The organism is Mycobacterium sp. (assembly GCF_051006775.1).
In the GTDB taxonomy this organism is placed as follows: Bacteria; Actinomycetota; Actinomycetes; order Mycobacteriales; family Mycobacteriaceae; genus Mycobacterium.
In genome coordinates, this window is record NZ_JBPCSX010000060.1 from 1 (window position 1) to 4,220 (window position 4,220).

The 4,220-nt window shown below is 68.8% G+C and carries 5 protein-coding genes; 3 read left to right on the plus strand and 2 right to left on the minus strand.

The window, feature by feature from the left end:
- The coding region (locus ACR2JI_RS04850) for a UvrD-helicase domain-containing protein (RefSeq protein WP_526388593.1) at window positions 1–1,177 on the minus strand (1,177 nt) is incomplete at its 3' end.
- Between the two features lie 85 nt (window positions 1,178–1,262).
- On the opposite strand from ACR2JI_RS04850, the gene ACR2JI_RS04855 reads away from it, so the two are divergent.
- Complete coding sequence (locus ACR2JI_RS04855) at window positions 1,263–1,694, plus strand: GNAT family N-acetyltransferase (RefSeq protein ID WP_526388595.1); 432 nt, start codon at window positions 1,263–1,265, stop codon at window positions 1,692–1,694.
- A 36-nt stretch (window positions 1,695–1,730) separates the two neighbouring features.
- Here ACR2JI_RS04855 and ACR2JI_RS04860 read toward each other — a convergent pair whose 3' ends face one another.
- Window positions 1,731–3,098: an MBL fold metallo-hydrolase RNA specificity domain-containing protein gene (locus tag ACR2JI_RS04860; RefSeq protein ID WP_526388597.1), complete on the minus strand. Its 1,368-nt coding sequence runs from the start codon at window positions 3,096–3,098 to the stop codon at window positions 1,731–1,733.
- Window positions 3,099–3,173: 75 nt separating this feature from the next.
- On the opposite strand from ACR2JI_RS04860, the gene ACR2JI_RS04865 reads away from it, so the two are divergent.
- Window positions 3,174–3,902: an alpha/beta fold hydrolase gene (locus tag ACR2JI_RS04865; RefSeq protein WP_526388601.1), complete on the plus strand. Its 729-nt coding sequence runs from the start codon at window positions 3,174–3,176 to the stop codon at window positions 3,900–3,902.
- The gene (locus tag ACR2JI_RS04870) at window positions 3,902–4,198 is read left to right on the plus strand and encodes an MGMT family protein (protein WP_526388599.1); all 297 of its coding nucleotides are present in this window, start codon (window positions 3,902–3,904) and stop codon (window positions 4,196–4,198) included. The genes ACR2JI_RS04865 and ACR2JI_RS04870 overlap by 1 nt, the downstream gene beginning before the upstream one ends.
- The last annotated feature ends 22 nt before the right edge of the window (window positions 4,199–4,220 follow it).

Below are 4,220 nucleotides of genomic sequence, written 5' to 3' on the forward strand. Positions count from 1 at the left end.
CCGGTCCACCGACCGCACTCGGATCGACCGGAACCCCGGCGGTGGACAGCGCACGTTCGATGGCCGCCGCGGTGGCCGCCGAGCGCACGATCACCGCGAGCTGAGACCACGGCAGTCCGTCGACGAGGTGAGCGCGACGCAGTGCGTCGGCGATCAGGGAGGCCTCGGCATGGGCTGAGGCCGTCACCCGCACCGTGACCGACCCGTCCTCGTCACCGGAACCCTGGATCCGTCGCCACCCGGCACCGGGCAGTCCGGCGGCCACACCGCTGATGGCCCGCGCGATGGCCGGGGCGCAGCGATGCGAGCGACTCAGGTCAATGACCTGCGAATCTCCGGTGAGCAGTTCGGGATCGGCGCCGCGGAAGCCGAACACCGCCTGATTGGGGTCACCGGCCAGCACGGTCAACTCGGTGCCGGCGGCCAGCACCCTTACCAGCCGTGCGGCTTGCGGATCGAGGTGCTGGGCGTCGTCGACCAGCAGCACCCGCACCCGCGAGCGTTCCGCGGCCAACAGTTCGGCGTCGGCGGCCAGCGCGTCCAGCGCCGCACCGACCAACTCGTCGGCGCCCAGCGCCGGCACCGTCGCCTGCGGGGCCGCCGTGCCCACCGAGGCGCGCAGCAGCATCACCTGCTCGTACTGCCGGGCGAACCTCGCGGCAGCCACCCACTCCGGGTGACCGGAGTCCCGGCCGATGCGCTTGAGGTCCTCGGCGTCCACCCCGCGCTCGGCGCAGCGGGCCATCAGGTCACGCAGTTCCCCGGCGAAACCGGCCGTGGTGAGCGCCGGCCGAAGTTCACGCGGCCAACCCCGGGCGCCGTCCTCGAGATCACCGGCGAGCAAGTCGCGGATGATGCCGTCCTGCTCGGCCCGGGTGACCAGGCGAGGGGGTGGATCACCGGCCCGCTCGGCGGCCTTGCGCAGAACGGCGAAGGCATAGCTGTGCAGGGAGCGCACCAGCGGCTCGCGCACCACCGCGCGGCACGGCTCCCCCGAACGGGCCGCCAGCAGCCGGGTGGTCAACGCGCTGCGGGCCGAGGCGGCCAGCCGGCCGGAACCGGTCAGCAGCAGTACCGACTCCGGGTCGAGCCCGCCGGTGATATGCGCGACGGCAGCATCAACCAGCAGGGTGCTCTTGCCGGTGCCCGGACCACCCAGCACCCTCACCGTCGTCATGGGGACATCAGACCAGCGGGGTATGACAGATTCGGTTCGGGCGACCCGGCTGTCACCATGAACCATGGCTTCACACCCTCAACCGATGCCCCCGGTCCGCCGCGCCTGCGAGCGTGATCACCACGAACTGCTCGCGCTGATCGAGCAGTTCTACGGCGTCGACGGCCACGATTTCGACTCGGCGCGGGTCAACCGCGGCTTACTGCCTCTCCTCCGCGACGACACCCACGGACAGGTATGGATCCTCGGCGAAGAACCGATCGGCTACGCGATCATCACCTGGAGCTGGTCACTGGAGTCGGGCGGCAGAGACTGCATCCTCGACGAGCTCTACGTCACCTCGCGGGGCAGCGGGCTGGGCACCCGGCTGATGACGGAAGTCATCAATCACGCCCGCTCCGCCGGGGCCGCTGCGATGTTCCTCGAAACCGAAGCTCCCAATCAGCGCGCACGGAACTTCTACGAACAAATCGGCTTCCAGACCGAGGACTCGACCTGGCTCAGCCTCGACCTCTGAACCCTCGGTGGGCACAGATGCATCAGAATCGCACCCCTAGAGGTCGAAGGTCTGACCCGACTGCGGAACCGTTGCCCGCCAGCCGAACTCGCGATCAAGGCGCCGCCGCAGAGCATCGGCGGGACCGGGCTCACCGTGCACCACGAACACCTCCTTGGGTGCTGCGGTGAACCCGCGCGCCCAGCGGATGAGTTCGTCTGCGTCGGCGTGTGCCGACAGCATCGCCAGGTTGGCAACCTGGGCCTTGATCGGAACCCACTCGCCGTAGATCCGGACGAACTGCTCCCCCGCCGCGATCGACGCGCCACGAGTACCCGGCACCTGATATCCGGTGATCATGATGGTGTTACGCGGATCGGGCGCAAAAGCCTTGAGGTGGTGCAGGATTCGGCCACCGGTGGCCATACCGCTGGCGGAGATGATGATCTTCGGCTCAGTGCTCGCCGAGATCTTCCGGGACTGATCGGAATCGGGGCTGTAGTTCGCCATCTGACGCATACCCTCGTAGACCTCGGGTGCGAGCCGGTGATCGTCGGGATGGCTGCCCAACAGTTCACTCGCGCGAATCGCCATCGGCGAATCCAGATAGACCGGCACATCGGGGATCCGGCCGGCCTGGCGCAACTGCCACAGGAAGTACAGCAGGGTCTGCGCGCGTCCCACCGCGAACGCCGGCACCAGCACGGTGCCGCCGCGCTGGACGGTCTCCTGCACGACATCCGCCAGAACGGCGGCGGCGTCGGTCTTCTCGTGCACCCGGTCGCCGTAGGTGGATTCCATCACCAGGTAGTCCGCGTGCGCGACCGGCTCGGGGTCGAACATGATCGGGTCGTCGTAGCGGCCCAGGTCGCCGGTGAACACGATGCGCCGGCCCTGCCAGCTGACCTCGACGGTCGAGGCGCCGAGGATGTGCCCGCCGCGCCGTAGCGTCGCGTGCGCCCCGGTGCCGGGAATCTCGAACTGCTCCCCGAACGGCCGGGTGACGAACAGCTCCATGGCCCGCTGCGCATCTCGCTGGTCGTACAGCGGCAGGGCGGGATGGTGTTTGGAGGCCTTGCGCTCGTTGAGGAAGGCAGCGTCGCGCTCTTGGAGATAGGCGCTGTCCCGCAGGATGATCTCGGCGACGGCCGCAGTGGACGCGGTGGAGAAGATCGGCCCCGTGAATCCGTCACGAACCAGCCGAGGCAGGTAACCGGTGTGGTCGAGGTGGGCGTGGGTGACGATGACGGCGTCGATACTGTCCGGCTCGACCGCCAGCGGCTCCCAGTTGAGCTCGCGGAGGTTCTTCACACCCTGGAAGAGGCCGCAGTCCAGCAGGATCCGCCTGCCGCCGGACTCCAGCAGATGCTTGGACCCGGTGACGGTGCTTGCCGCACCCAGGCTGCGCAGCGTGACCGACTCCATACTGGCAGCATAGGGCGGGTGAACAACGGCCTTCACCTGAACCGATTCGGGCCCGCCGGGCCGGCCAGGGTCCTGATGATCCACGGTCTGACCGGCTACGGCGAACGCTGGAGCTCGCTGGCCGACGGCCACCTGGCGGATGTGACCGTGCTCGCGCCGGACCTGATCGGGCACGGCCGGTCGACGTATGCCGCGCCGTGGACCATCGACGCCAATGTCGCCGCGCTGGCCACCCTCATCGAGGACGAGGCCGACGGCCCGGTCGTTGTGGTGGGCCATTCCTTCGGCGGCGCGGTGGCCCTGCACCTGGCGGCCCGGTGCCCGGATCTGGTGGCGGGTCTGGTGCTGCTGGATCCGGCGATCGGCCTCGACGGGAACCGGATGCGTGATGTCGCCGAGGCGGCGCTGTCCTCACCGGACTACCCCGATCGCGAGGAGGCCCGTGCCGAGAAGCTGTCCGGCGCGTGGGCCGATGTGCCGCCGGAGCACATGGATACCGAACTGGACAGGCATCTGATCGAGTTGCCTAGTGGCCGCTATGGATGGCGGCTGTTCGTCCCGGCGATGATGTCCTACTGGAGTGAGCTCGCTCGCGATATCGTGTTGCCGCACAGGGGAACTCCCACGACCGTTGTCCGCGCTCTGTTGACCGATCCGCCCTATGTGGGCGACGCGTTGATCGACGGCCTGACGGAGCGGCTGGGGTCGGACTTCACCCTGATCGACCTCGAGTGCCTGCATATGGTGTTCCTGCCGAAGCCGGCGGAGACCGCGGCCGCCATCCGGGCCATGCTCGACCGCTAGTGGCACCGATCACCGACGCCCAAGTCGAGCGGGTGCGTGCACTGGTGGGTTCGATCCCGCCGGGCCGGGTGGCCACCTATGGCGATATCGCCTGTGCAGCAGGGCTTTCCAGTCCGCGAATCGTCGGCTGGATCATGCGCACCGACTCCGCCGACCTACCCTGGCATCGGGTGATCACCGCCTCGGGCAAGCCCGCCCCGCACCTGGCCAGGGCGCAACTCGAGCTACTGCGCAGCGAAGGAATACTGTCCGACGACGGCCGCATTCCGCTGGCCGACGTCCGGTTCAGGTTTTAGAGCGCCATCCGGACGACGGTGG